This is a genomic window from Microbacterium sp. NPDC089188 (genome assembly GCF_040685155.1).
In the GTDB taxonomy this organism is placed as follows: domain Bacteria; phylum Actinomycetota; class Actinomycetes; order Actinomycetales; family Microbacteriaceae; genus Microbacterium; species Microbacterium galbum.
Genome location: NZ_JBFBHH010000003.1, coordinates 150,075 through 176,981 on the forward strand (window position 1 = coordinate 150,075; position 26,907 = coordinate 176,981).

The 26,907-nt window shown below is 72.8% G+C and carries 21 protein-coding genes; 10 read left to right on the forward strand and 11 right to left on the reverse strand.

Features of this window, described 5'->3' with window-relative positions; genetic code table 11:
* Positions 1-18: 18 nt before the first annotated feature.
* Both AB0N80_RS10585 and AB0N80_RS10590 read left to right on the forward strand, forming a co-directional pair.
* Positions 19-810 (forward strand): ABC transporter permease, encoded by a 792-nt coding sequence (locus AB0N80_RS10585; protein ID WP_315993326.1) that lies wholly within the window; start codon positions 19-21, stop codon positions 808-810.
* Positions 810-1,550, forward strand: a complete 741-nt coding sequence (locus AB0N80_RS10590; protein ID WP_363578716.1) for an ABC transporter ATP-binding protein — start codon at positions 810-812, stop codon at positions 1,548-1,550. Before AB0N80_RS10585 ends, AB0N80_RS10590 begins: the two co-directional genes overlap by 1 nt.
* A 10-nt stretch (positions 1,551-1,560) precedes the next feature.
* Here AB0N80_RS10590 and AB0N80_RS10595 read toward each other — a convergent pair whose 3' ends face one another.
* From AB0N80_RS10595 to AB0N80_RS10610, 4 genes are read right to left on the reverse strand one after another with little or no spacing between them, the layout of a single operon-like run.
* Positions 1,561-2,526 carry a glycosyltransferase gene (locus AB0N80_RS10595; RefSeq protein WP_315993324.1) on the reverse strand — a complete coding sequence of 322 codons (966 nt, stop codon included), beginning with the start codon at positions 2,524-2,526 and terminating at the stop codon, positions 1,561-1,563.
* Positions 2,527-2,528: 2 nt separating this feature from the next.
* Complete coding sequence (locus AB0N80_RS10600; RefSeq protein WP_363578717.1) at positions 2,529-4,442, reverse strand: glycosyltransferase; 1,914 nt, start codon at positions 4,440-4,442, stop codon at positions 2,529-2,531.
* 51 nt (positions 4,443-4,493) lie between these two features.
* Positions 4,494-5,870, reverse strand: coding sequence for an O-antigen ligase family protein (locus AB0N80_RS10605; RefSeq protein ID WP_363578718.1), 1,377 nt, complete (start codon positions 5,868-5,870; stop codon positions 4,494-4,496).
* Positions 5,867-7,267, reverse strand: coding sequence for an O-antigen ligase family protein (locus AB0N80_RS10610; RefSeq protein ID WP_363578719.1), 1,401 nt, complete (start codon positions 7,265-7,267; stop codon positions 5,867-5,869). The genes AB0N80_RS10605 and AB0N80_RS10610 overlap by 4 nt, the downstream gene beginning before the upstream one ends.
* A gap of 61 nt (positions 7,268-7,328) precedes the next feature.
* Here AB0N80_RS10610 and manA point away from each other — a divergent pair, with 61 nt between their 5' ends.
* From manA to AB0N80_RS10630, 4 genes are all read left to right on the forward strand, one after another.
* Positions 7,329-8,492 carry a mannose-6-phosphate isomerase, class I gene (gene manA, locus AB0N80_RS10615; protein WP_363578720.1) on the forward strand — a complete coding sequence of 388 codons (1,164 nt, stop codon included), beginning with the start codon at positions 7,329-7,331 and terminating at the stop codon, positions 8,490-8,492.
* 143 nt (positions 8,493-8,635) lie between these two features.
* A complete protein-coding gene (locus AB0N80_RS10620; RefSeq protein WP_058232110.1) occupies positions 8,636-8,959 on the forward strand; it encodes a WhiB family transcriptional regulator in 324 nt (107 codons plus the stop codon).
* A 101-nt stretch (positions 8,960-9,060) separates the two neighbouring features.
* Complete coding sequence (locus AB0N80_RS10625; RefSeq protein WP_363578721.1) at positions 9,061-11,904, forward strand: glycosyl transferase; 2,844 nt, start codon at positions 9,061-9,063, stop codon at positions 11,902-11,904.
* Positions 11,901-13,292, forward strand: coding sequence for a DUF5719 family protein (locus AB0N80_RS10630; protein ID WP_363578722.1), 1,392 nt, complete (start codon positions 11,901-11,903; stop codon positions 13,290-13,292). The genes AB0N80_RS10625 and AB0N80_RS10630 overlap by 4 nt, the downstream gene beginning before the upstream one ends.
* Positions 13,293-13,325: 33 nt before the next feature.
* Here AB0N80_RS10630 and AB0N80_RS10635 read toward each other — a convergent pair whose 3' ends face one another.
* Positions 13,326-13,760, reverse strand: coding sequence for a hypothetical protein (locus AB0N80_RS10635; protein WP_315993317.1), 435 nt, complete (start codon positions 13,758-13,760; stop codon positions 13,326-13,328).
* 260 nt (positions 13,761-14,020) lie between these two features.
* Here AB0N80_RS10635 and AB0N80_RS10640 point away from each other — a divergent pair, with 260 nt between their 5' ends.
* The gene (locus AB0N80_RS10640) at positions 14,021-14,227 is read left to right on the forward strand and encodes a DUF3499 family protein (RefSeq protein WP_136587001.1); all 207 of its coding nucleotides are present in this window, start codon (positions 14,021-14,023) and stop codon (positions 14,225-14,227) included.
* Positions 14,228-14,393: 166 nt separating this feature from the next.
* Here the strand turns inward: AB0N80_RS10640 and AB0N80_RS10645 are convergent, their stop codons facing one another.
* A complete protein-coding gene (locus AB0N80_RS10645; protein ID WP_363578723.1) occupies positions 14,394-15,224 on the reverse strand; it encodes an RDD family protein in 831 nt (276 codons plus the stop codon).
* 16 nt (positions 15,225-15,240) lie between these two features.
* Between AB0N80_RS10645 and AB0N80_RS10650 the strand changes: the two genes are divergently transcribed.
* The 3 genes from AB0N80_RS10650 to katG all read left to right on the forward strand — a co-directional run bounded on the left by AB0N80_RS10650 (position 15,241) and on the right by katG (position 19,136).
* On the forward strand, positions 15,241-16,236 hold the full coding sequence (locus AB0N80_RS10650; RefSeq protein ID WP_315993315.1) for a stage II sporulation protein M: 996 nt from the start codon (positions 15,241-15,243) through the stop codon (positions 16,234-16,236).
* Positions 16,237-16,425: 189 nt separating this feature from the next.
* The gene (locus tag AB0N80_RS10655) at positions 16,426-16,887 is read left to right on the forward strand and encodes a Fur family transcriptional regulator (RefSeq protein WP_315993314.1); all 462 of its coding nucleotides are present in this window, start codon (positions 16,426-16,428) and stop codon (positions 16,885-16,887) included.
* A complete protein-coding gene (katG, locus tag AB0N80_RS10660) occupies positions 16,884-19,136 on the forward strand; it encodes a catalase/peroxidase HPI (protein WP_363578724.1) in 2,253 nt (750 codons plus the stop codon). The genes AB0N80_RS10655 and katG overlap by 4 nt, the downstream gene beginning before the upstream one ends.
* A gap of 723 nt (positions 19,137-19,859) precedes the next feature.
* On the opposite strand, the gene AB0N80_RS10665 is transcribed toward katG, so the two are convergent.
* From AB0N80_RS10665 to AB0N80_RS10685, 5 genes are all read right to left on the reverse strand, one after another.
* Complete coding sequence (locus AB0N80_RS10665; RefSeq protein ID WP_363578725.1) at positions 19,860-20,819, reverse strand: NAD-dependent epimerase/dehydratase family protein; 960 nt, start codon at positions 20,817-20,819, stop codon at positions 19,860-19,862.
* Positions 20,816-23,485: an alpha/beta fold hydrolase gene (locus AB0N80_RS10670; RefSeq protein WP_363578726.1), complete on the reverse strand. Its 2,670-nt coding sequence runs from the start codon at positions 23,483-23,485 to the stop codon at positions 20,816-20,818. The genes AB0N80_RS10665 and AB0N80_RS10670 overlap by 4 nt, the downstream gene beginning before the upstream one ends.
* The gene (locus AB0N80_RS10675) at positions 23,482-24,504 is read right to left on the reverse strand and encodes a 3-oxoacyl-ACP synthase III (RefSeq protein ID WP_298874550.1); all 1,023 of its coding nucleotides are present in this window, start codon (positions 24,502-24,504) and stop codon (positions 23,482-23,484) included. Before AB0N80_RS10675 ends, AB0N80_RS10670 begins: the two co-directional genes overlap by 4 nt.
* Before the next feature lie 125 nt (positions 24,505-24,629).
* Positions 24,630-25,931, reverse strand: a complete 1,302-nt coding sequence (locus tag AB0N80_RS10680) for a DUF58 domain-containing protein (protein WP_363393024.1) — start codon at positions 25,929-25,931, stop codon at positions 24,630-24,632.
* A complete protein-coding gene (locus AB0N80_RS10685; protein WP_315994582.1) occupies positions 25,931-26,860 on the reverse strand; it encodes a MoxR family ATPase in 930 nt (309 codons plus the stop codon). The genes AB0N80_RS10680 and AB0N80_RS10685 overlap by 1 nt, the downstream gene beginning before the upstream one ends.
* Positions 26,861-26,907: the final 47 nt, after the last annotated feature.

Sequence of the window (26,907 nt, forward strand, 5' to 3'; positions counted from 1 at the left end):
CCCGCATAGGATTTCGTGGTGACTTCCGCCGCCGTCGGCGCCCCCGGATCGGTGCGGCGCTCGCTCCACTCCCTGTGGCTGCTGTCGGCGCGCGACCTCCGCGTGCGCTATTCGACGAGCGCCTTGGGTTACCTGTGGTCGGTGCTGGACCCGCTGGTGATGACCGGCATCTACTGGTTCGTGTTCACGCAGGTCTTCCACCGGTCGGTCGGAGAGGACCCCTACATCGTCTTCCTCATCACGGCGCTGCTGCCGTGGGTGTGGTTCAACTCAGCGGTCACCGACTTCACCAAGGCGTTCAAGAAGGACGCCCGCCTGGTGCGCTCGACCGCGATCCCGCGGTGGATCTGGGTGAACCGCATCGTGCTGAGCAAGGGCATCGAGTTCCTTTTCTCCGTGCCGGTGCTCGCCCTGTTCGCCGTCTTCGGCGGAGCGCAGGTGTCGTGGGCGTTGCTGGCGTTCCCCCTCGCCGTGCTGCTGCAATCGATCCTGCTGGTGGGACTCGGATTGATCGTCGCGCCCCTGTGCGTGATGTTCGGCGACCTCGAGCGCACCACGCGCCTCGTGTTGCGCGCGCTGTTCTACGCCTCGCCCATCATCTACGGCGTCGGCAATCTCCCCGGGGTCTTCGCCGACATCGCCGCGTTCAACCCGCTCGCCGGCATCTTTACCCTCTACCGCGTGGGCTTCTTCCCCGACCAGTGGGACACCCTGACCGTCGTCGTGGGCGCGGCGGTGAGCGTCGGCATCCTGGTCATCGGCCTGATGGTGTTCCCGCGTCTCGAGCGTCCCGTGCTGAAGGAGCTGTGATGACGCGACCCGCCATCGAGGTCGAGGGCCTCGGCGTCCGCTTCCGCCGCAACCGCCGTGGCAGCCGCAGCCTCAAGGATCTGTTCGCCGGCTCCGCGCGCCGCTCGCGTCCCGACGAGTTCTGGGCCCTGCGCGACGTGTCGTTCCGCGTGCAGCCGGGCGAGTCCATCGGCGTGGTCGGGCGCAACGGCCAGGGCAAGTCGACGTTGCTCAAGCTCGTCGCGGGCGTGCTGCTGCCGGACGAGGGCGGCGTCGAGGTCGAGGGCGGTGTGGCACCGCTCATCGAGATCACGGGCGGTTTCGTGGGTGACCTGACCGTGCGCGAGAACGTGCGCCTCACGGCGGGACTGCACGGGATGCCGCGTGCGGAGGTCGCGCGTCGCTTCGGCGACATGATCGCGTTCGCCGAGATCGGCGACTTCGTCGACACGCCCTACAAGCACCTCTCCAACGGGATGAAGGTGCGCTTGGCGTTCTCGGTCGTCTCGCAGCTGGACGAGCCGATCCTTCTCGTCGACGAGGTGCTCGCCGTGGGCGACCGTGCGTTCCGCGAGAAGTGCTACCGGCGCATCGACGAGATGCTCGCCGCGGGACGCACCCTCTTCTTCGTCAGTCACAACGAGAAGGACCTGCGCCGCTTCTGCACGCGCGGGCTCTACCTCGACCGCGGCGCCTTGCAGCTGGACGCCCCGATCGCCGAGGTGCTCGACCGCTACAACACCGACTACGCCACACGCTGAGCGCGAGCGCTCAGGACGCGGGCTGCGCCTGCTCCAAAGGCGGCATCGGCTTCCACGAGGAGTCGCGGGCGATCGCCCGTCCGTCGCGGAGCCCCCGGAAGAGGTGGCTCGTGCCGCGGACCTTGCGTTCGACGACGACGAGCCGGATGAGCTCCTTGACGAAGGTCAGCGCGGTGCCGGTGAGGAAGGGCAGCGGCCGATAGACGCCCAGCTCGCGGTAGTACTTCGCCAGATACGCGCGGTTGCGCATGATGAAGTACCGATAGGCGTCGCTGGAGGCGTTCATGTGGCGGATGCCCATGTCCCACTGCTTGATCTCGCGCGTGCGGCGCAGCACGAACTCGTTCACGATCACCGAGGGTGTCTGCCGGGAGGCGAGCCATCCGTAGAGCTGGTCGTCCCAGTAGATGAAGAAGCGCGGGTCGGGCAGGCCGATCTTCGCGACGATGTCGCGGTGGATGAACATGCCCTCGAAGCATCCCGAATTCATCGGCTTGTAGCCCGAGGAGTCGAAGCCGGCCGGGGCGAAGGGGATGGGGATCGCCATCGACTCCGCCACGCGGTACTGCCAGTAGAACTCGCTGCCGTCGGAGTCGTACCGACGACCCTGGATGCTGCGGAAGCGCGGCGCCCAGTGACCCATGCGCGCCAGTCCGTCGGAGACGACCTCGACATCGTCGTCCATCAGCCAGATCCACTCGGATCCGAGGTCGTACGCCACGCGCATGCCCTCGCTGAACCCGCCGGATCCTCCGGTGTTGGTCTCGAGACGGCGGTAGACCAGCGTCGTGGGCAGACGGTCGCGGAAGGATTCCACGACCGCGGTGGTGTCGTCGGTCGAGGCGTTGTCGACCACCACGAGGTGCCCGGGCGCCGGATCCATCTGCTCGATGCTCTCGAGCAACCGGGTCAGCAGGGGCGTGCGGTTATAGGTGACGACGACGATGGTCGCCGACGTCGGATCGAAGGATGCCACGGTCAGGAACGCTCCTCGAAGGTGGCGCGCCACTGCGACTCGGAGACGAGATCGGGCAGGGCGCGACGGTAACGGCGCGAGAGGGAGGGCCACTCCCGCTGCAGGCGGCGGTGCAGCCGCCAGCTGTCGACGAGCATGCGGCGGAACAGCGCGCGGTCGCGCGTGTAGATGTTCTTCCCCGACCCGTCGGCGGCGCTCACGAGGGCGCTGTCGTAGAGCGGAACGCGCCACCAGTTGGCGTCGCCCTTGCCGAACTCGACCTCGGGCTGTTCGACGTTCTCGGGGCGCGGAGTGTGGAACCAGTGCGAGAGGAGCGTGCGCAGTGTGAAGGTGCGCAGGGCGATGCCGGTCGGGCTGTCGAACTGGTGGTTCTTCAGACGCTTGAACACCTGCCGACCGCGGCGGGAGCGCAGCGGGACGCCGGAATCCTTGTGGATGACCGTCTCGGGATGCTTCTTCGCGACGGCACGGGCGGCGGGCATCGCGGTGGCGAGATTTGCCCGCATGTGCTCGGGGCCGGAGAGGATGTCGCGCAGCGCACGGTGGCGCAGCTCCACCGGGTAGTACTGCATCATCATCAGGTGCTTGAGGTCGACGCGTCGACTGTGACGGATGAGCGTGCCGCCCTGCGGGGAACGCGAGTGCAGCAGTGCCGACACGATGCGGTTGCGGGCGTGGAAGTAGGCCTGCCAGTCGATCGAGTCGTCTTTGCCGAGCCACGACACGTGCCAGAGCGCCACGCCGGGGACCGAGACGGTGGGGTAACCGGCATCCCGCGCCCGCACGCAGAATTCGGCGTCGTCCCACTTGATGAACGCGGGCAGGGACAGCCCGATCTCCCGCAGGATGCTGGTGGGGATGAGGCACATCCACCAGCCGTTGTAGTCGGCGTCGAGGCGCATGTGCAGCAGGGGGGACTGGCGCAGGTTCGCGACGCTGAAGTCGTGGGGGAGGCGCTCCTGGAACAGCGCTCGCCACATGAACGGGGCGTCGTCGACGACCTCGGCCCACGCGTGCAGCTTGGGTCGGTCGAGCAGGTCGAACATGTGCGCGCCCACGATGGTGGGCACAGAGGCGTAGCGGCCGAAGACGACGGAGCGTCGGATGGATTCGGGCTCGATGCGCACGTCGTCGTCGAGGAGCTGCACGAAGTCGCTCCCCTCCCGGGCGAGGGTCTCGACCATCGCGCGGGCGAAGCCGCCCGAGCCGCCGAGGTTGGGCTGGCGCACCACCTCGAGGGTCTCACCCAGGCGTCCGGCGACCGCGGGGAACGCGTCCTGGTCGGCGACGAGATCGGTTCCCTGGTCGATGAGGAAGACCCGGTCGATCACGTCGAGAGCGTCGGGGGAGTCGGCGAGAGCCGTGAGCGTCTCGACGCAGTAGTCGGGCTTGTTGTAGGTGGTGATGCCGATGCTCGCCTTGCCCGCGCGGACCGGTTCCTGCTCGGTGGTCCACTCGGCGCCCTCGAACATCGCGTCAGCGCGGTCGGCGGCGACGTCGAACCAGATCCACCCGCCGTCGCTGTACTGGTCGAGCACGAGGTCGAAGGAGGATTCGTTCGCGTCGCCGCGCACCTCACGGGTGTCCAGGCGCTGCTTGGTCCCGCCGCCGTTCGAGCGGTAGACGAGGATCGTGGCGTCTCCCGTGGTGCGCACCGTGAGGCGCACCTGCCGGACGGCGGTCCAGTGCTGCCAGTACGACGCCGGGAACGCGTTGAAGTAGGTGCCGAACGACACGCGCCGACCCGCGACGATGCGGGCGCGCGTGCGGTCGAGGATGTTGCTCAGCTGTGCGACGTTGGTGACGCGCACCGGCTCCTCGTCGATCGTCGACCATGTCTCGGGGTCGACGTACAGGGGGAGAAGGTCGGGATCGCGGTCGAGCGGGAGCACGGCGTTCTGCAGGGTGTACGTCACGAAGAGGTCTTTCGTCTCAGGCGAGGGGGCCTCGGCGGGGCCGCCCGCAGTCTACCCGGCGTCACCGGCGCCGCCCTGAGCGTCGGGAGCGTGCCCGCGCCGCCCGTCGGGGCCGGGGCGGCCGTCGGTCGCGGGGCGGGCGGCATCCGTCATCCGCTGCTCGAGGCGCTCGCGCCACGACCGGGACTGCCCCGCCCGCACGGCGCACAAGGCGAGCAGGAGCCATCCCGGACCCGTGAGCGTGAAGCTCTCGAACAGCGACACGGTGAGCAGAGCGACCAGGATGAGCGGCGCCCAGGCGTGGACGACGGCGCGCCGCTCGCCCGCGACGAGCCATCCGCGTGCGAGGCCGAGGCCGCCGAGCGCCAGGAACAGCAGCAGGCCCACCCAGCCGAGCTGCAGCAGCACGTCGAGGTAGGCGTTGAGGGCCGAGGCGTGCCGCGCGCCGTCGGCGAGGGTGACGAGGGCGAAAGGGACGGCGTCGGGGTCCCACGCCCCGAACCACCCGAAGCCCTGGACGGGGCGGATGTCGGCGATGTCGAGGACGCGCGTCCACACGCGCGTGCGCGTCTCGAGGTCGTCCTGGGCCCCGAGGGCGGCGACCAGCGACGCCCGTGCGGCGTACGCGACGGCCACCACGACCGCCACCCCGATGCCGAGTCCGACCTGCACCCCGCGTCGTCGATCGGTCGGCACCCGCCGCACGCCCCACAGGGCGAGTGCCGCGACGGCCGTGACCAGCGCGACTACGATCACCGTCGGCGATCCGCTCAGCGCGGCCAGTACGCCGCCGAGCACGACGGATCCGATCGCGACGCCCACGCCGACCGACTGGGTGCGGAACTCCACGAGGAAGGTGATCAGCGCGATGACGGTGACGAAGCCCAGCGCGTTCCGCGTGCCGAACAGGCCCTGGATGGGGCCGAGGTCGGCGATCGCCCCCTGGATACCGAGGAACGGGATGGGCAGATCGAGGAGGATGCCGCTGAGCACCTCGAGCCCGAGCGAGATGCCGAGCAGCCAGCGCAGGACGTCGCCGAGGGCGCGCACGGTCTGCAGGGCGTCGCGCACGTGGCCGATCACGACGGCCAGGAGGGCGATCCCCGCCAGCTGCATCCATCCGGCGAGGGCGGCGGTCGGCGCGGCGCTCCAGAAGACGCTCGCGGCGGCCCACGCCACCAGCAGCACGAGGGTCGTGGGGGCGAGGCGCACCAGCTCGATCTCGTCGCGCCGCGCGAACAGGATCGCCGCGCCGAGGATGCACAGCCCCGCGAGGACGGTCGCGAGCGTGACCGCACCCGCGACGGCGGTCAGGGCGAAGCCGCCGAACACCGTGGTGAAGACCGTCAGGGTGAACGCGCGGGCGAGCGCCGCCGAGGAGAGCAGGGAGAACAGGCGAGGGCGGAGCGCGTCGGGCTCCGCGGTCACGGGGCGGGTCTTTGCAGTTCGCCGCGTTCGATCGAGATGCTCTGCTCGCTGGGCCCCACTCCGACCAGCGGCGTCTGCTTGATCTTCGCGCCGAACAGCACTACGAACATCCAGCCCCACAGCAGCAGCGGGCCCGACTCGGTGAGTCCCTGCACGACGAGGAGGGCGCCGATCAGCGTGGGCAGGAGCGTGAGCGGGGAGTGCGGGCGGTCGTCGCGGAGGTCCCACCGCGGCCGGTCGACGGCGAAGAACCACGAGCGCCAGACGTAGGCGAGGTACACGAGCGCGAGGAGCACGACGCCGACACCGCCGAGCTGGAGGTAGACGTCGAGCCACATGCTGTGCGCCTGCACGACCGTCTGGCCGTGGTCGACGATCCAGCCGTCGATCAGCGGTTCCGAGGCGATCCAGGGGGTCGAGAAGCCCCAGCCGATCACGGGATGCTGGTCGGCGCGGGCGATCACGTCGGCCCAGATCCCTTCGCGTCCGGTCAGATCGGCGCCGCGCCCGAGCAGGCCGAACAGGGCGTCGCGGCCGAACCACAGCGCAGCGGCCGCACCGAGACCGATCGCCGCGTAGAGGAGGTACCAGCGGGTGCGCTCGCCGGGGCGCCGCGCCGTGCGCATCACGAGCACGGTGCCGAGCACGAGCGCGACGAACGCGGCGGCCAGGAAGGCGGTGGCCGACCCCGCGCGCACGAACAGGAAGGCGGCGATCGCGATCCACACCCCGAGCAGCACCCGTCGGGGGGCGCCCACGGCCAGCCGGATCGCGAACACGATGATCGCGACGAGCATGACGGCGGCGAGGAGGTTGGCGTTGCCGAAGACGCCCTGGATGCGGCCGCCGTCGAAGAGGTTGTCGCGCGACCAGTAGACGATCGGATCCAGGCGCTCGTCGGGGATCACGAAGCCCGGGAGCACCGGCCCCCGCACGAACACCGACACCACGAGCTCGAAGAGCAACGACAACCCCACGATCCATTTGGCGGCCGACGCGACGGCGCGAACGACGTCGCGCCAGGTGAGCACGGCTCCCACGAACAGGCCCTGGAAGGTCGTGATCACCAGCAGGAGCCAGGTGAGCACGGATGCCGCCGGCCAGGCGCTCCAGGCGAGCGACGCGGTGGCCCACGCGACGTAGCCGAACGCCAGCCACGGCAGGCGGCGCACGGCCAGCGGCGGTCGGGTCACGAGCCAGAGGATCGCGGAGACCACGGCGGAGGCGACGACGACGACGGCCGTCGGCACGGGGCCGACGGCGTTGACGAGTCCCACACCGCCCAGCGCCAGCACGAGGACGAACACGCACCAGGCGCGCAGCAGCAGGTGCCCGGTCGTCTCGCGCGCAGGCGCGGTCGGCAGCGCCGACACCGGGTGGTTCGTGTGCATCGCCATGGTGATCTCAGGGTAGCGGGCGGCATCCGGGACCGTCCGGTCGGACCACTAGGCTGACGCCGTGCTGATCCCGATCTCGAACACGCCCCGCGACTACGCCTGGGGCAGCCCCACGCTCATCGCCGACCTCGAGGGTCGTGAGCCCTCCGGTGCTCCCGAGGCCGAGGTGTGGTTCGGCGATCACCCGGGCTCGCCCGCGCGGGTGCACGACGGCTCGGAGCGCACCCTCGACGCGTGGCTCCCGGCCGCCGCCGGCGAGCACGGCGTGCCCGCCGCGCTTCCTTACCTGCTGAAGCTCCTGGCCGCCGGCGCGCCCCTGTCGATCCAGGTGCACCCCTCGAAGGAGCAGGCCGTCGAGGGCTTCGCGCGCGAAGAGGCCGCGGGGGTCCCGCGCGATGCGGGCGAGCGCAACTACAAGGACGACAACCACAAGCCCGAGGTCATCGTGGCGCTGAGCGAGACCTTCACCGCTCTCGCGGGACTCCGCGACATCGAGCGCACGCGCGTGCTCGTCGCGACCCTCGGTGAGGCCCCGGGCGTGCAGACGCTGCGCACCCACCTGTCCGCGCCCGACGCCGCCGACGCCCTGCGCGCGAGCATCGCCTGGCTCCTCGGCGAGGCCGACGCGACCGCGATCGAGCAGATCGTGGATGCCGCGGCATCCGCCGATCCGGGGGAGTTCGCCGCCGAGCTGGCCCTGACCCGCTCGCTGCACACCGCCTACCCGGCCGACCCCGGCATCGTGGTGGCGCTGCTGATGAACCTCGTCGAGCTGCGGCGCGGTGAGGCGATCTTCGTGCCCGCCGGCGTGCTGCACGCCTACGTCGCCGGTCTCGGTGTGGAGATCATGGCCGCGAGCGACAACGTGCTGCGCGGGGGGCTGACCCCCAAGCACATCGACGTGGACGAACTGCTGGCGCTGGTGGACCTCCGGCCCGCCGAGCCGCCGTTCCTGCGGCCGACCCCGGCGGGCGACGGTGCCGAGGTGTTCGCACCCGGGATCGCCGACTTCGCCCTCGGGCACCTGGCCGCCGAGGCGTCGGGGTCGCTCGACCTGCGCGGCGTCGCGATCGCGCTCGGCGTCGCCGGGGAGGCGACGATCACCGGAGCCTCGGGAGCGCAGGTGAGCCTGAAGCCCGGGCAGGCCGCGCTCGTGACCCCCGACGAGTCCCCGTTGTCGGGCGACGGTGGCGGCGAGGTCTTCGTCGCGATGCCGGGGGCCTGATCGCGACACGCCGTGAGGGGGTGTGAAGCTTCACCTCGGCCTTGAGGGTTTACGATCCGCGACTTGACCAAACCGAATCACACGGGTGTAATTATGTCTACGCGGAACCGCGTCATGGGGGCTTGAACGAGGCGGAGGACGATATGGCGACGTCGCAGTACCGGTCCGGTGTCCCGGACAACTGGTTCGTGGACCCGGTCGATCTGGGAGTGCCCGGCGTTCGCCGAGACATCGACGCGACCGAGGAGAACACCCTCGCCTGGCAGACCGACGCGCTGTGCTCGCAGACCGATCCCGAGGCCTTCTTCCCGGAGAAGGGCGGATCGACCCGCGACGCGAAGCGCATCTGCACCTCGTGCGACGTCAAGAGCGAGTGCCTCGAGTACGCCTTGCAGAACGACGAGCGCTTCGGCATCTGGGGCGGTCTCAGCGAGCGCGAGCGCCGCAAGCTCAAGCGTCGCGCCTGATCCGCCGCCCGTCGCCCTCGGGTGACCCAGGGGTGAGCGATCGGCGTCCCGACGGCGCGGCGTCCGTGATCGCGGAGGAGCCGACTTAGGCTGATCCGGTCATGCCCGCCCGTGTACACGCCATCCTCGTCGTGCGTCCCGAAGGACGCACCCCCGCCGCGAACCATCTGCAGCGCACGCTCGCAGCCCTCGCGGCCCAGACCCGTCCGGTCGACGCCCTGACCATCGTCTTGTGCGGCGCCGACCCGGCCTTGACGCAGGTCGCGGCCTCCTCCGGCGCCGAAGGCGTCATCACGGCTCCGGCCGGCACCCCGTTCGCCGTCGCCACGGCCCTGGCCACGCCGCGTCTGACCGGGGACGCCGTGTGGCTGCTCGCACAGGACACCGCGCCCGATCCCGACGCCCTCGTCCGTCTCGCGGGTGCCCTCGAGCTGTCGTCGTCGCTCGTGATCGCGGCGCCCAAGCTCGTGTCGTGGGACGACCGCGACGAGATCGTGTCGCTGGGTGTGAGCATGAACCGCTACGGCGGCACGGTCGAACTCGCCAAGGGCGAGCTCGACCAGGGTCAGCACGACGCCGATGCCGACGTGCTCGGTGCCGACGTGCGCGGCATGCTCGTGCGTCGCGAGGCGTGGAGCGCGCTCGGTGGTCTCGACCCCGCCCTCGGTGGGGCCGACGAGGGGCTCGACCTCGGCGTGCGCGCGCGCCTGGCGGGCGATCTCGTCTCGCTCGTGCCGGCGGCGCGCGTCGCGGTCGCGGGCGACGGCGTGGCCGCGATGGCGCGCGGTCGCCGTCGGGCGCGTCGTCGCGCGTTCGCCACGCGCACCGCGCAGTTGCACCGGCGGTTGGCGTACGCGCCGTCCGCGGCCGTGCTGCTGCATTGGCTCTCGTTCCTGCCGCTCGCCCTGTGGCGCACGGTCATGCACCTCGTGACGAAGATGCCCTACCGGGTGCTGCCGGAGTGGGGGGCGACGCTGCTCGTCCTCTTCCGACCCGCCGCCGTCGCGCGCGCCCGTCGCCGCATCCGGACGGTACGCCGCGTGGGGTGGTCGCGCATCGCGCCGCTGCGCATCTCGCGGGCGCAGATGCGCCTGCGTCTCGACGCCGACGGCGCCGACCCCGACGCCCCCGTTCGTTCGGAGCTGCGCTTCTTCGTCGGGGGCGGCGCGTGGGCCGTCCTCGGCGCGCTCGCCGTGTCGGCGGCGCTCTTCGCCCCCCTGCTGGCCTGGCCCGTCCTCGGCGGGGGAGCGCTGCTGCCGCTCCGTGCCGACATCGCTCAGCTCTGGCAGGACGCCGCCTGGGGCGCTCGCCCCCTCGGTCTGGATGCCGTGGGACCGGCCGACCCGTTCTCGGCGCTCGTCGCGCTCCTCGGCACGCTCTCGCCGGGGGACCCCTCGCGAGCCTTCGTCGTGCTGTGGGTGCTCGCGCTCCCGCTGGCGGTGCTGGGCGGCTGGTTCGCCGCCACGCGGGTGACCGAGTCGTCGCTGCTGCGCATCACCGCCGCCTTCGCGTGGGCCCTCGCCCCCACCTTCCTCGCCGCCCTCGTGGAGGGCCGCCCCGCTGCCGTGCTGCTGCACCTGCTGCTGCCGTGGCTGTTCTTCGCGGCGAGCGTGGCCCATCGGTCGTGGGCGCCGGCCGGAGCGGCATCCCTCCTCCTGGTCGCCGTGCTCGCGTGCGCCCCGTCTCTCGCACCCGCGGTGGTCGTGCTGTGGTCGGCGGCGCTCATCGTGGTGGCGCTCGTCGCGGGCCGCGGAGTGGCCCGTGTGGTCTGGCTGCTCGTGCCGTCGGCGGTCATCTTCGCGCCCCTGGTGTGGACGCAGGTGCGTCGCGGGACGCCGTGGGCGCTCCTCGCGGATCCGGGCGTGCCTTATGCCGGGGCGGAGGCCACGGCCGACCCCCTGGGTCGGGCGCTCCTGGCGGCCGGCTTCCCGACGTCGGATCCCGGCGGGTGGGCCGCCGTGTTCGACGGGCCCGTGTGGTGGGTGGGACTGCTCGTCGCGCCTCTCGCCGTGCTCGCGCTGCTCGCGGTGCTGACGCCCCGCTGGGTGACGGCATCCGCTCTGCTGGTGATCGCGGTCACGGGGCTGGCCACGGCCTTCGCCGCGGTGGGCGTCGCCGTGTCGTTCCGCGACGCGATCGCCGTGCCCGTGTGGGCCGGATCGGGCCTGAGCCTCGCGTGGATCGGCCTGGTCGGTGCCGCCGTCGTCGCGCTCGACGCCGGCCTCGTGGAGCGCGTGCGCGTGCTGCGACCGATCGGCGCGCTGGCCGCTCTGGCGGCGCTGCTCGTCGCCGTGGCCCCGGCGCTGACCGCGCAGACCGCCTCCGTCGAGAGCGGTCGCTCGGTGCTGACAAACGGTCCGGTGTCGACCCTGCCGGCCTTCGTCGCCGCCGAGGGGCGCGGCTCCACCGACATCGGCACCATCGTGCTCGACCCCCGCGCCGACGGCATGCGCGTCGACGTCGTCTGGGGCGGCAGCGCCACCCTGTCCGGTCAGAGCACCGTGCAGGCCACGCGCACCGCCGCGTCGCCCGCGGACGAGGAGCTCGCGGCGCTCGCCGCCGATCTCGTCACTCCGTCCGCCGACGACGTCGTCACGCGTCTGGCCGATCGTGGCATCGGCTTCGTGCTGCTGGCGTCGGCGCCCGCGGGCGAGGACGACGTGATCCGCGGGGCGCGTCTCGGTGCGGCCACGTCGCTCGACCAGCGCGACCTGCTCGACCCGGTGGGGGCCACCTCCCGCGGCGACCTCTGGCGCGTGAACACCACCATCGTCGCCCGTGCGCCCATCGACGATCACCAGGTGCGTCTCCAGCGCCTGGTCACTCTCGCCTCGCTGGGCGTGGTGCTGGTCGCGCTCCTGCTCGCCGTGCCCACCGCCGCCTCGCGCCGGGTCGCCCGGCGGACGCCGCGCACGGTCGGCCCGATCTCGGGAGGATCACGATGAGCGATCGTCGTCTCGTCCGCTTCGCCGCCACGAGCGCCCGCGTCGTGGCGGGGGCAGCCGTCGCCACGGCGGCGGTCGTCGGCACCGTCGCGGGTATCGCCGCGCCCTGGCCCGAGTACGCCGCCGAGCCGGTCCGGGTGCAGGCGACCCCCGCGCCCTCCGACACCGTCCTCGCGTGCGACGGCCCGCTGCTGGCGCTCGGTCGCAGCGCCGACGCGGCGAACAGCCTGAGCGCCGCCGCCGCGCAGCAGGTGGTGAGCGGTCCCTCCTCCGCTTCCGCGGACACATCGGCGCTGACCGGGGCGACGGGCGGCGACGACGGTTCCGCCGACGCCCTGCGCGCCGCCCCGCAGGACGGCGTGCAGACCCCGCTGGCCGCTGCCGGTTCGGCGACCGCGGTGTCGGACGACCTCACCGGCTTCGCCGCCTCCGCCTGCCGCGCGCCCCTCGCCGAGTCGTGGCTCGTGGGCGGCGCCTCCACCACCGGGTCGAACGACCTCGTCGTCCTCGCCAACCCGGGAACCGTCCCGGCGACCGTCCAGCTGTCGGTCTACGGTGCCCAGGGCGTCTCGACCCCTCCCGGTGGCAGCAACCTCGTCGTCCCGCCCGGTGAGCGCCGCGTCGTGCCCCTGGCCGGCCTGCTGCTGGGCGAGGAGAGCCCGGTGGTGCGGGTGGTGGCATCCGGTGCCCCCGTGCACGCCTCGTTGCAGGCGAGCCTCACGCGCGTGCTGCTGCCGGGCGGCAGCGACCAGGTCGCGCCTTTCGCCCAGGCCGACACGCGCCTGGTGATCCCCGGGGTGCAGGTGCTGACGACGGGCGAGGGCCAGGCGGGGACCGTCCTGCGCCTTCTCGCACCGGGGGCCGACACCACGGCGACGGTGACCATGACCCCGTTGGATGCCGCGACCGCGGTGCCGGAGGCCCGCTCGGTGCCGCTCACGGCAGGACTCCCGACCTCGCTCGACCTCTCGGGCGTCGCGGCCGGGGCCTACACCGTCGAGGTGACGGCCGCCGCTCCCGTCGTCGGAGGCGCGTGGTCGACCACGGGCTTCGGTGAGGGCGCGGACTTCGCCTGGTACGCCGCCGCCCCCGCGTTCTCGTCGTCCGGAGTGATCGCCGTCGCCTCGGGCGTCGGTGCCGCCGTGGTGATCGCCGGCGACGCGAGCGACGCGACGGTCACCCTCACGCCGGTCGACGGGGGAGACCCGCTGACGACCGCGGTGGGGGCCGGCGCGAGCGTCGCCCTCCCCGTCGGCACGGGGGTCTACCGCCTCGACACCGATGCGCCGGTGCGCGCCGCGGTGTCGTACGCGGGGGCCGGCGCACTCGCGTCGTACCCGCTGTGGCCGGCGGACGCCGCGGCCTCGGCGGTCACCGTCTTGCCCTAGGCCCGGGGCGCCGGGTCACGGCCTCCCGACCGGTCAGAGGAAGCGGAAGCGCTCGGGCCCGAGGTCCCACGGGTCGCGATCGAGGAACTCCGCGGCCGCGCGGAAGACGGCGCCCTCGATCATCATGCGACGGTGCAGGTCGTCGTCGTGGTGCGGGTGACCGAGGCGCTCGATCGGCACGCGGTACAGGATGATGCGCTTCTCATCGCGCAGCACCGTCCAGCGGGGGATGCCGTCACCGGCCGCCGGAGGCATGATGCCGATCTCGAACGAGACCTCGCGCAGCTCGGGCCAGGCGGAGCGCAGGAACTCCGCCGCCGTACTGACGGCGACGTCGAACCGCTCGACGCGGGTGTCGATCGGGGGCAGCGGCGGACGGACGACCGGGCTGCGGTTCTCGCGGCCGTGCCGACCGTGACGGGAGGGGCGGACGACCGGACGCGCTTCGCGGGATCGACGACGCATCATCCGCCCATCCTACGTTCGTCGGCGGGTCGCGCCGGGCGTCGGACAACGGTCGGGGCCGGCGGGGAGCCGTCCGCGCGTGCGCTCCGCGTCGGTGTCCTCCGCCGCACGGCGATCGGTCCCGGGCCCCTGCATCGCCGGGGTATGCCTGTGCGCACCCCGCCTCAGCCGTCTTCTGCGGCGCCGGTTCCCGGCATCCGGGGTGCTCCTCATCCCGGCGCGGCGTCGTGGCGGTGCCGGAGGGGCTGAGTAGGCTGACCGCGATGCGCGACAGACTCTGCTCGAAGGTGGGATGCGCCCGCGAGGCGATGAGCACCCTCACCTACGACTACGGCGACCAGATGGCGGCCCTCGGCCCCCTGGGGCCTGCGGGCGACCCGCACGCGCACGACCTGTGCGCGATCCACGCCGACCGCCTGTCGGTCCCCAAGGGCTGGGTCGTCGTGCGCCACGAGACGCTGCGCGCCTGAGGCCGGCCGTACCGCGCGTCTGACCCGATGCGCCCTTCGCGTCGTGGCGCCGGCTTCCGGTTGAAGGTGCGTTCCGCTCCGTGGGGCAGGGGATTGGTGCCCGGAATGCCGGTGATCCGCCCCGATGCTCCCCGAAGGCGGCGCTCCCTTGCCCGTGACCCCCTGCTCAGAGGCGCTCGGTGAGGGCGGCGGCCCGCTCGTTCTCGAGCAGGAGGGCGCGATACTCGCGATCGCGTCGCACCGCCGACACCGCGCGGACCAGGCTCTCGGCATCCACCGCGGGGATCGGCGAGACGAAGGGCCGCACCGCCTCGGCGAGCGAGACCGCCACGCGCGCGCGTGCGGCGGGGGTGAGCGCGTCGGCCCCGCGCACGAACTGCGACAGTCGCGCGGCGAGGCGGTCGGGCAGACGAGAGACGTCGGCGACCTGCGCCCACGTCTCGAGACCGAGCGGGATGCCGGGGGCTTCGAGGGGCAGGCGAGGGGTGCGCGTCCGTTCGCTGGCGGTGCCCGCGAGGAGGTCGCCGAGGCGCTGGGAGCGCGGGGTGAACATCCCGACGACCGCGGCGATCGCGCCGAAGGTGAACCAGATCTCGAGCACCCCCGTCAGCGCGCGGATGAGCGCCTGACGGAAGCCGGAGGCGCCGCCGTCGGTGCGGACGATGCGCGCCCCCACCGCGAGGCGACCGAGGCTGCGCCCGCGCGACAGCGTCTCGACCGTGGTGGGCACCGCCACCATCACGAGGACGAGCAGCGTGATCACGCCGATGCCGAGGGCGGATTCCGGCAGCGAGCCCTGGGCGGTGAGGGTGGCGAGCAGAAGGGCACCGCCGAAGAGCAGCACCGCGCCGATCACGACGTCGATGACTGCGCCCACCGCGCGCAGGAAGAACCCGATCGGCTGGACGTCGAGGGCGACGGCCTCACCGGTGAGCGTCTCCTCGGCGGTGGTGTGCACGAGGGAGACCGCGGGGGAGGGGACCGGGGTCGATGCCATGCGTACAGTTGACCACATGGACCTCGACGCGCTCACGGCCGCGCGCCGCCGCGAGTGGGAGCGGCTCGACGAGCTCGGCAGACGCCGTCGCCTGAGCGGCGAGGAGGTCGACGAGCTCGTCACCCGCTACCGGGCGGCTTCCGCGGATCTGGCCGACATCAAGACCTCGGCCGGCCGCACCCCGCAGGGCGACTACGTCTCGATCCTGCTCGCGCGCACGCGTCTGCGTCTCACCGGCGTGCGCGAGAACGTGCTGAAGCAGCTTCCGCGCTTCTTCCTCCTCCAGCTGCCCGCGGCGTTGTACCGCGTGCGGTGGATGACGCTGGCGGTGACGGTGTTCTTCCTGGTCGTGGCCACCCTCGTCGCGCTGTGGATCTCCGGCGACCCGCAGGCCGTGGCCGCGCTCGGGGCGCAGAGCGATCTGCAGCGCTACGCCGACGAGCAGTTCGTCGACTACTACCGCGAGAACCCGAATGCGATCTTCGCCGGCACCGTGTGGACGAACAACGCCTGGATCGCGGCGCAGTGCGTGCTGTTCGGGGTGACGGGGTTCTGGCCGCTCATGGTCATCATGCAGAACGCGGTCGGCGTGGGGACCTCGGCCGCGATCATGATCGCCTTCGACCGGGCCGACGTGTTCTTCCAGTTCATCCTCCCGCACGGCCTGCTGGAGCTCACGGCGATCTTCGTCGCGGGGGCGGCGGGGCTGCAGATCTTCTGGGCGTGGGTCGCCCCGGGGCGTCGCACCCGCGCGGCGGCGCTGGCGGCGGCGGGGCGCTCTCTCGCGACCGTCGCCGTCGGACTCGTGTTCGCGCTCGCGCTGTCGGGTCTCGTCGAGGGCTTCGTCACCCCGCGCGAGTGGCCCTGGCCTGTCAAGATCGCGATCGGCGCGGCCGCCCTCGGCGTCTTCCTCTTCTACATGCTGTGGGTCGGACGCCGCGCGGTCCGGGCGGGGGAGACGGGCGACCTCACCGAGTACGAGGCCGGCACACCCACGCTGACGGCCGGCTGACGGCATCCGGATGCCGACCCGGGGGCGCCGCGGAGGCTTCGGGTTCCCCGGCGTTCCGCGGGGACGGGCGGCTCCGGCGCCGTGCGCGCAGCGCAGCGGAAACGCCCTGCGTCGTGCCGCCCGCACCCCGATCACGCCGTTCACCGGCGTGTCATTTTTGATTCATTCAAAACTAGGTAGGCTCGACGCATGCTCGACAGTCAGCCGGACGCCCCCGCGGATGCCCTCATCCGTGGTGCGGGTCTGCGGGTCACGACGACGCGCGTCGCCGTGCTCGAGGCCTTGCGCGCCCGGCCGCACGCCACCGCCGACGACGTGTTCGCACGGGTCAGCGGCACCCTCGCCGGCACGAGCAAGCAATCCGTGTACAACGCGCTCGGCGACTTCGCCGACGCGGGTCTCGCGCGCCGCATCGAACCGGCCGGGCACTCCGGCACGTTCGAGCTGCGCGTCGGAGACAACCACCACCACGTGGTGTGCACCGGATGCGGACGCATCGACGACGTGGATTGCGTCGTCGGCGCGGCACCGTGCCTGCACGTGCCGGAGGGGAGCGGTTTCGTCATCGAGACCGCCGAGGTGACGTTCTGGGGCGTGTGCCCCGACTGCCGGGCCGAGTCCGAAGCCGAAAAACCGAGAGGATCCCGATGAGCGACACTCTGAACGGATGCCCCGTCTTCCACGACGGCGCCGCCCCCGACGACAACCGACTGCCGGTGGGCGAGGCCCCCGCCGACAGCGAGCCCGCCGGCGCCCTGCCGCACCCGACCCAGGGATCCGCCAACCGCGTGTGGTGGCCCGAGTCCCTGAACGTGAAGATCCTCGCGAAGAACAACGCCCTCCGCGACCCGCTCGACGAGGGCTTCGACTACAAGGCCGCGTTCGAGGCGCTCGATCTCGAGGCCGTGAAGAAGGACCTGCAGGCCGTCATGACGACCTCGCAGGACTGGTGGCCCGCCGACTTCGGTCACTACGGCCCCCTCATGATCCGCATGGCCTGGCACAGCGCCGGCACCTATCGCGTGACCGACGGTCGTGGCGGCTCGGGCGCGGGCATGCAGCGCTTCGCCCCGCTGAACAGCTGGCCCGACAACGTCAACCTCGACAAGGCGCGCCGCCTGCTCTGGCCCGTCAAGAAGAAGTACGGCCAGTCCATCTCGTGGGCCGACCTCATGATCCTCGCCGGCAACGTCGCGCTGGAGGACATGGGCTTCCCCACCTTCGGCTTCGCCGGTGGCCGCACCGACGTGTGGGAGCCCGACGACGACGTGTACTGGGGTCCCGAGACCACCTGGCTCGGCGACGAGCGCTACACCGGCAACCGCGAGCTCGAGCGTCCGCTCGCCGCCGTTCAGATGGGCCTGATCTACGTCAACCCCGAGGGGCCCAACGGCAACCCCGACCCGCAGCTGTCGGCCCACGACATCCGCGAGACGTTCGGCCGCATGGCCATGAACGACGAGGAGACCGTCGCCCTCATCGCCGGTGGACACACCTTCGGCAAGACGCACGGTGCGGCGAGCGACTCGCACGTGGGTGTCAACCCCGAGGCCGCCGACATCGAGGACCAGGGCCTGGGCTGGAAGAACAACCACGGCACCGGCAAGGGCGACGACACCATCACCAGCGGTCTCGAGGTCACCTGGACCTACCACCCGACCCGGTGGGACAACGAGTTCTTCCACATCCTCTTCGCCTACGAGTGGGAGCTCTTCCAGAGCCCCGCGGGAGCGCACCAGTGGCGTCCCGTCAACGGCGGGGGAGCCGACATGGTCCCCGAGGCGCACTCGGCCGGACGCCGCGAGCCCCGCATGCTCACGAGCGACCTGGCGCTGCGCGTCGACCCGGCGTACGAGAAGATCTCGCGGCGTTTCGCCGAAGACCCGGCGGCGTTCCAGGACGCCTTCGCCCGCGCGTGGTTCAAGCTGACCCACCGCGACATGGGCCCGCGCGAGCGCTACCTCGGTTCCGAGGTGCCCTCCGAGGTGCTCGTGTGGCAGGACCCGGTGCCCGCCGTCGACCACCCGCTCATCGATTCCGCGGATGCCGCGGCGCTCAAGCAGCAGATCCTCGACAGCGGCCTCACGGTGCAGCAGCTCGTCACCACGACGTGGGCGGCGGCATCCACGTTCCGCGGGAGCGACAAGCGCGGTGGCGCGAACGGCGCGCGTATCCGCCTCGAGCCGCAGAGGAGCTGGACGGTGAACAACCCCGAGCAGCTGGCATCCGTGCTCGAGGTGCTCGAGAAGATCAAGGCCGGGTTCGATGCTCAGGGGGAGAAGAAGGTCTCGATCGCCGACCTGCTCGTGCTCGCGGGCAACGCCGGTGTCGAGCAGGCCGCCCTCGCCGGCGGCGTCGAGATCGAGGTGCCCTTCGCCCCCGGTCGCACCGACGCCTCGCAGGAGCAGACCGAGATCGAGTCGTTCCGCTGGCTCGAGCCGATCGCCGACGGGTTCCGCAACTACGCCTCGCGCGAGGCGCGGCTGCCCGCGGAGTTCCTGCTGCTCGACAAGGCCAACCTGCTGACGCTCACCGCGCCCGAGATGACGGTGCTGGTCGGGGGCCTCCGCGCGATCGGCGCGAACTGGGACGGCAGCGACTGGGGCGTGTTCACCGACACCCCCGGTGCGCTGACGAACGACGTGTTCGCGAACCTCCTCGACCTCGGTACGACGTGGAAGCCGCTCGACAGCGGCAAGCACGCCTTCGAGGGCACGAAGGACGGCTCGGGCGAGAAGGTCGGCATCGGAACCCGCGTCGACCTGGTGTTCTCGTCGAACTCCGAACTGCGCGCGCTCGCCGAGGTGTACGCCTCGGATGACGCGAAGGAGAAGTTCGTGCGCGACTTCGTCGCCGCGTGGCGCAAGGTCACCGAGCTCGACCGGTTCGACCTGGTCTGAGATCGACCCCGCTGCGGCGGGGTTCGCGCTGCGGCTCGGTCGTCGCGGCATCCGGAAGGTCCGTCCCCTCGCGGGGGCGGGCCTTCCGCCGTTGCGGCGGCGGCATGGGGCGGTGCCCGTGCGGGGAGGCGCTGGAGCGGGGCGCTGCCGGGATGGGGTGGTGCGCGTGCGGGGCGCTGCCGGGATGGGGTGGTGCGCGTGCGGGGCGCTGCCGGGATGGGGTGGTGCGCGTGCGGGGCGGTCCCGGGTCGACACGTGTGTGGTGGGCCGGCGGGTGCTTTCGGGCGACACGGCGCAGGATTTTTGGGCGCGGCGGGCGGGTGCGGAGCCGGTTTCGGCGGAGCCGCGGGCACAACTCCTGCATTGTGCGCGGCCGGGGCCTGTCTCGGGGGAACCGGCCGGGGTTGTGCCGAAGTTGTGCGGGGCGTGGGGTCACCGGCCACCGGGCGGGCCGCTTTTCGGCGGTTTCCCCGGGGTGGCCGGCGCAACTCCTGCATTGTGGTCGGCTGATGCCCGTCGGCGGTGCCTAGGCCAGGGTTCTGCCGGAGTTGTGCGGGGTGCGGGGCCGCGGGGGCACCGTGCAGGACCGAGAGTCCGGGCGGGGCGGGTTTCCGCGGTCTCCGCGCTGGGTGGTCGGCACAGCTCCTGCGTTGTGTCCGGCCGGGCCGCGCGGAGCCGGAACCGCGTCCGGTCAGGACCGCGCGGGTCCGCAGCCGCGCGGGATCAGGCGCGCGACAGGCGGCGCAGGCCCTCGTCGATCGAGACCGAGGGACGCCAGCGCAGGTCGCGGCGGATCTCGGTCTGATCGAACCAGTGCGCGGTCGACAGCTGCTCGGCGAGGAAACGCGTCATGGGCGGTTCGTCCTGCCCCGGGCGCACGGCCCACACGCGCTCGATGAGCGATCCCGCGGCCTTGGCGAGTCCCGCGGGCACGCTGAATCGCGGCGGTGTCACGCCCGATGCGCGGCAGATCCCGGCGAGCAGGTCGCCCACGGGCCGCGGCTCGCCGTTGGTCAGCACGTAGGCGCGCCCGCTGACGTCCTCGACGCGGTCGAGGGCGGCGACGATGCCGGATGCCGCGTTGTCGACGTACGTGGAGTCGATGAGCGCCGTGCCGCCGTCCAGCAGCGGCAGCGTGCCGCGACGAGCGCGGTCGACCACGCGCGCGATGAGCTGGGTGTCACCCGGCCCCCACACCAGGTGCGGTCGGATGGCGACGAGCGCGGTGCCGTCGCCGGCGCGCGAGAGCGCGAGCAATTCGGCCTCGGCCTTGGTGCGGGCGTACTCGCCGTGCGCGGCATCCGGGTCGGCGGGCTCGGCGCCGACGCCCGCGAGGGCGTGTCCGGCGTGCGCGACCGAGGGCGACGACACGTGCACGATGCGCGAGACTCCCGCGGCGGCAGCGGCGTCGAGAAGCGTGCGCGTCCCCTCCACGTTCACGGCGCGGAACTGCGCCGGGTCCCCCGCGAGGGAGACCTTCGCGGCGAGGTGCACGATCGCGTCGACGCCGTCGAGAGCGGATGCCACGGCGTCGGCATCCGTCACCGAACCGAGACGGTCGTCGGCGCCGTCGACGCCCGAGGGGCGGCGCTGCAGCGTGCGCACGTCGTGACCGTCGTGCTGGAGGGCGCGGACGACGGCACGGCCGAGGAAGCCGGAGGCACCGGTGGCGAGGACCCTCACAGCGCCGACGCCTTCTCGCCCGCGAGCACCCGCTCGGCCCACGCGGCCACGCGGGAGCGGTCGATCTTGGAATTGTGGCGGATGTCGGTCGGCAGGCTCGGCACGGCCAGCACGGCGGCCAGCGACTGCGCGGTGGCCGCGCGGACGGCGTCGGTGAGCTCGGGGGATGCCAGGCCGGGACGCCGGACGGCGGACTCGACGACGGCGACGACGACCTGTCGGCCGACGGGGCCCACGCCGACCGCGGCGGCGCGGACGACGGCGGAGACGGTCTCGACGTCCTGCTCGACGCCGACCGGGGTGACGGGCCCCTCCGCGGTGGTGATGACGTGGGGGAGGCGCCCCTCGACCCACAGGCGCCCCTCGGCGTCGAGGTGACCGACGTCGCCGGTGCGATGCCAGCGGGCGGGGAGGCCGCGCCGGGCGTCGCGGTCGGTCAGGTGCAGGCGGAAGTAGCCGCGCTTGAGATGCGGCGCCGAGATGACGACCTCGCCGGTGACCCCGGCATCCGTCGTCGTCTCATCGGCCGCGCGGCCCCGGTCGTCGAGGGGCGAGATGCGCACCTCGCCCGTCCCGAGGGGACGACCGACGCACACTCCGCGGTCTCCCGCAGCGGCCTCGATCTCGGGCAGGGTGACGTCGGCCACCAGCAGGCATTCCGTCATGCCGTAGGGCGTGTGCGCGACGGCGTTCGGCATGAGCGCCTGAGCCCGCCGCAGCAGGTCGACGCCCACGGGAGCGCCGGTCGAGAGGAACGTCTGCACACGCGCCAGCGCCGAGCGATCGGCATCCGTCAGACGGTCGGCGGTGGCCACGACGTTGGCGACGGCGGCGGGGGAGAGGAAGACGATCTTCGCATCGGAGGCGCGCACGGCGGCCGCGACCGCGGCGGCGGTGAGGGTGCGCGGAGCCGAGACGTCCATGTCGGGCGTCGCCGAGCGGGTGCCGAGCGCCGGGCCCAACAGCGCGAAGGGCGCGAAGCCGGTCACGAGCCCCGTGTCGGCCGACACCGCGAAGTGCGTGGCGAGGGTGTCGCGCAAGGCTGTCAACTGCGCGTGCGTGTACACGACGCCCTTGGCGGGACCGGTCGAGCCCGAGGTGAAGAGCACCGCCGCCTCGGCGTCGGCTGCGGGCGGCTCCGGCAGCGTCCGCCCCCGACCGGCGCGCGCGAGATCCGACAGGCTGGCCTCGACCCCCAGTGCGCGCGAGGTCGCGGCGGGCAGGGACGCCGACGAGATGCGGCGCCCGGGCCACCCCAGGGCGCGCGCCGCGGCGAGCCCCGCGACCTCGCCGATCACCACGTCGGGGACGGCACCGCGCACCGCGCGCGACAGCCCCCGGATGCCGAGACCCCGGTCGGCCACGACGACCACGGCGCCGATGCGCAGGCACGCGTACAGCGCGGCCGTGAGCGTCGGGCCGGGCTGCACGAGCAGCGAGACGCGGTCGCCGGCGCGGACGCCGAACGCGTCGAGTCCCGCGGCGATCTCGTCGACCCGCGCGGCGAGCTGTCGCCAGCTCACCCGCAGCGGTCCGCCGTCGCCCGAGGCCGTGGTCATGTCGATGACGGCGGTGTCGTCGTCATCGCGGCGGGCGTCGAGGGCGTCCCAGAGGCGACCGGCAGGGGCAGTGCCGGTGCCGGTGCCGGCGCGCTTCGTCGGGGACGAGCGACGCGAGCGCGCGGGTGCCGTTGCGGCATCCACGATCTTCTCGTCGAGCCAATCGAGCACCACGTCGGCGTAGGGGCGCTCCTCGGCGATCAGGTGGCCCGCGCCCTCGAAGCGGTGCACGTCGGCGTGGGGGAGACGCTCGGTGAGATCGTCGAGGTGGTCCTCGCCGAACACGGGGTCTTTCGGACCGCGCAGGAGCAGCGCGGGCACCTCGAGCTCGCGCAGCCCCGCCGACATGCGGTGCAGGGCGGGGGTGCTGACGTGGTCCGGCGTCGCCGGGATGTCGGCGACGAATCCGCCGATGCCCCGACGCCGTGCCACGGTCGCGTACGGCGCGCGGAAGGCGGCGCGCACGGCCGGGTCGAGGTCGGCGAGGGCGAGGGTGACGTCGAGGAACGCCGTCGTGCCGGTCGTGCCCGCCGCGAGCATGCCGCGAGCGGTCGCGACGCGCAGCGCGAAGGGCAGCTCGGCGCCGTCGGGGTGGTGCACGGCGGTGTTCAGCGCGATGACCGCGGCGACTCGCTCGCGGTTCTCGACGGCCCAGCCGAGGGAGACGGGCCCGCCCCAGTCGTGTCCGATGGTGACGACCGGACCGCGGATGCCGAGCTCGGAGACGAGCGCGTCGAGATCGGCGATGCGCTGAGCGAGTGTGCGGCGCAGCGAGGAGCGCTCCGAGAAACCCATCTCGAGCTGGTCCACGGCGACGACGCGCCACGCGGCGCGGCCGTCGAGCGCGCGGTCGAGCGAGGCGGTCACGAGCGCGCGCCACAGGTACGACCACGTCGGGTTACCGTGCACGGCGATGATCGTGCCGAGCGGCTCGACGCCGTGCTCGGCGAGGGTGCCCCCGGTGTCGAGCACGTGCCAGAGGCGCGACGCTCCGCGGTCATCGAGGACGCCCTCGACGCTGACGAGCCGCGACAGAGACGGGTCGAGGCCGGGGAGCCCGGCCGGGGGGAGGGTGGCCTGCGGTCCGGTCACGCGGGGGTGGCTCACCAGGCCAGCTCCAGCATGCCGGTGTTCAAGCCGGAGCCCACTCCCATCAGCAGCACGCGATCACCTCGCCGCAGCGTCTTCTGCTCGGCGGCGAGGGTGATGGGGATGGATGCCGGGCCCACATTGCCCAGCTCGGGGTACGTGACCGGGACCCGGTCGCGGTCGAGCTTCGCGGCGCGAACGATCGCACCGGTGTGCACCGACGAGACCTGGTGGGTGACGTAGCGGTCCATGCCGGTCCAGTCGAATTCGCCCTTGGCCTCTTTCCACGCCGACACGACGAGGTCGAGTCCGCCCTTCAGCAGCGCCTTGGCGTCGGTGAACATGCCGTCGACGCTGCCCACGCACAGGTCGTAGAACTGCGTCGCGGCCCGCGTGACGCCGCCCACGATGCGGTGTCCCTCGGGGTGGTCGCTCGCGCGTCCCAGGACGGCCGCGGCGGCGCCCGATCCCAGGGTGAGCGAGGCGAACTCCTGCATGAAGGCGTCGCGGTCGAGATCTTCGCGCACGAGCCGGTTGATGGTGTTGACCTGGATCTCGTCGGCATCCTCGCCGTTGACGATGAGGGCGTACTTCACCTGCCCCGACTGGATCATGCCGGCTGCGAGGCTCATGCCGTTGATGAAGCCGAGGCACGCGTTGGCCACGTCGAAGTTGATGGCCGAGCTCGGCAGGCCGAGGCCGTGGTGCAGTCGCACGGCGACCGAGGGCTCGAGGTGCTTGCGGGTGACCGACGTGTTGATGATGAGGCCGATCTCGCTCGCGTCGACCCCGGCCTCGGCGAGGGCCTGCTTGCCGGCGGCGATCGTCGCCTCATCCGACGACTCGCCCTCCGCCCAGTTGCGGCGCTCGTTGACGCCCGCGACGCGGCGCAGCAGACCCGGCTTGAGCTTGAGTCGCTTCAGCGCGGGAGCCAGACGCTCCTCGATGTCGTCCGACGTCGTGACGCGGCTGGGCAAGACGCTCGCCACCGACACGAGGGCCACATCGTCGAAGTGCGTGGTGGCGTTACCTGGCAAGAGAGCTCCCGCATCCTGTGCGTAGACGGCGAGGCCGCGCGCGGAGGGGACACGCTGACGACCGGAAGGGTACCCCCCAGGATAAGCCGCGTCGTATGTCGCGGGCTGCATGCGGGCTGGGTGTGCTACAGCCGCCCCGCCGCCTTCAGGGCGAGGTAGCGGTCGGCCACGAGCGGCGGCAGGTCGTCGGCGGAGGCCGCCACCGCGTCGCCGCCCGCGCGGACGACGGCGTCGCGCACGCGGTCGGCGTCGTGGCGCGCGCGCTCGATCGCAGCGGCGGCATACACGTCGGCGGCGTCGCGGTGGGCGGGCACGTCGCCGGGGCCGTCGGTCGCGGTCGCCACCAGCAGGCGCGACCGCGCGGCGACCGCGGGCAGCGACGCGAGGAAGGCGCGGGCGGCCTCGGGATCGTCGGCGGCGGTCAGCAGCACCACGAGGGCCGGGCGCACCGACAGGCCGCGCACGTGGGCGAAGACGGCGTCCCAGTCGGTGTCGATCAACTGCGGGTCGACCGGGGTCATGGCATCCACGAGGGCGGGGAGCAGCTGCGCGCCGTCGACGCGGGTCACGCGGGCGCGGGGCACGCGATCGAACATCACGAGGTGCACGTGGTCGCCGGCGCGACTGGCCAGGACCGACAGCAGGAGGGCGGCTTCCATGGCCGCGTCCAGCCGCACCCCGTCACCGACGCGCGCGGCGGCGGTACGGCCGGTGTCGATCACGATGACGACGTGGCGGTCGCGCTCGGGGCGCCAGGTGCGCAGCATGGTCGTGCCCGCGCGCGCGGTCGCGCGCCAGTCGATCGAGCGCACGTCGTCGCCGCGCACGTACTCCCGCAGGCTGTCGAACTCGGTGCCCTGCCCGCGGACCTGCAGCGTGGTGTTGCCGTCGAGTTCGCGCAGACGGGCCAGGCGCGAGGGCAGGTGGCGACGCGATGTGAACGGCGGCAGCACGCGGAGGCGGGCGGGGGCGTCGACCCGGGCCTGCCGACCCGCCAGGCCGAGCGGTCCGAGGGCGCGCACCACGACGAAGGCGCTGCGTAGCTCGCCGCGCCGACGGGGGAGCAGCGGCAGCGGCGCGGCCCGTCTCTCGCCCGGCGGCACGGTGAGGCGCAGACGCTCCTCGGGCGCGCCCGCCGTCGGCTGCCAGGCGTCGCGCACGTGCGCGCGCAGCAGGCGCGTACCGAGGTTGCGCACGCGCAGCTCTCCCGAGACGGGTTCGTCGCGCAGGGCGCGCTCGGGCAGGGTCCGCGTGACCTCGACCCGGCGCGGATCGGCCGCCGCCGCCGCATCGGCGGCCATCGCGAGGGCGCACAGCAGCACCCAACCGCCCGCCGCGATCCAGGCCGGCACCCCCGCGGTGCTGAGCAGCACGAGGGGGACGACGCCGAGGGCGACGAGGAGAGCGAGGCGGCCGGTGACGAACATCAGATCGGGACGCGGGTCTGCTGCAGGACGGAGGTGAGGATGGCATCCACCGAGACGCCCTCGATCTCGGCCTCGGGACGCAGACGGATGCGGTGGCGCCACACGGGGACGAGCATCGTCTGCACGTGGTCGGGGGTGATCGCGGGGTACCCGCCGAGCCACGCCCACGCCTTGGCGGCGGCGAGCAGGCCGGTCGTCGCGCGCGGGCTCACCCCGAGCTGCACGGACGGGCTCTGCCGCGTGGCCCGCGCGAGGTCGACGACGTAGCCGAGCACGTCGTCGGCGACGGCGACGGATGCCGCCGCCCGCTGCGCGGCGAGGATCTCGTCCGCCGTGACGGCAGGGGTGACCCCCGCCTCGTCGAGGCGCCGCGGGTCGAAGCCCTGCGCGTGACGGCGGAGGACGTCGACCTCGGCGTCGCGGCCGGGCAGATCGACGACGAGCTTGAGCAGGAAGCGGTCGAGCTGCGCCTCGGGCAGCGTGTAGGTGCCCTCGTGCTCGATGGGGTTCTGCGTCGCGGCCACCAGGAAGGGATCGGGCAGGGCGCGACTCACCCCGTCGCTCGACACCTGCCGCTCCTCCATCGCCTCGAGCAAGGCCGCCTGCGTCTTGGGGGGCGTGCGGTTGATCTCATCGGCGAGCAGCACGTGGGTGAACACCGGACCCGGTCGGAACTCGAATCCGCCCGCGCGGGCGTCGTACACCAGCGATCCGGTCACATCGCCCGGCATGAGGTCGGGCGTGAACTGCACGCGGTGCGTGTCGAGACCGAGGGCGCGGCTGAACGAGCGCACGAGCAGCGTCTTGGCGACGCCCGGCACGCCCTCCAGCAGCACGTGTCCGCGCGAGAGAAGGGCGATGAGCAGCCCGGTCACCGTGCCGTCCTGGCCGACGACCGCTTTGCCCACCTCGAGGCGCACGCGGTGCATCGCCTCGCGGAGGGTCGCGTGGTCGTCGGACGGGCCGGACGGATCGG